Here is a 447-nt window from a genome sequence, read left to right as displayed (position 1 = left end):
TAGAGTTGTTGGAAAATAAGGGATAATAATCAAGCAGACAAGTAGGGTGACATTAATGTTGAAGTTAGACCGCGTCCTGAATCAAGAGCGACTGCTACGAGCAATGACTGGACTTAACCGCCAAGCATTCAACGAGCTGTTATCTCAGTTTGCTGATACCTATGAACGCACCGTGTTCAACTCCTTAGCAAACCGCAAACGTGCACCCGGGGGCGGACGCAAGCCTACACTCAGAAGTATAGAGGAAAAACTATTTTATATCCTGCTGTACTGCAAATGTTATCCGACGTTTGACTTGCTGAGTGTGTTGTTCAACTTTGACCGCTCCTGTGCTCATGATTGGGTACATCGACTACTGTCTGTGCTAGAAACCACTTTAGGAGAAAAGCAAGTTTTGCCAGCACGCAAACTCAGGAGCATGGAGGAATTCACCAAAAGGTTTCCAGA

Annotated in this window: 1 protein-coding gene; it reads left to right on the top strand. The window is 45.4% G+C overall.

Annotated features, from left to right (window positions below; genetic code table 11):
* Nucleotides 1–103 precede the first annotated feature (103 nt).
* Nucleotides 104–447: helix-turn-helix domain-containing protein (locus NWP17_RS00955; RefSeq protein WP_280653044.1), on the top strand; the 344-nt coding region annotated here is incomplete at its 3' end.

The organism is Chrysosporum bergii ANA360D (assembly GCF_029891735.1).
Lineage (GTDB): Bacteria > Cyanobacteriota > Cyanobacteriia > Cyanobacteriales > Nostocaceae > Umezakia > Umezakia bergii.
This window is presented reverse-complemented; position numbering and strand designations above follow the sequence as displayed.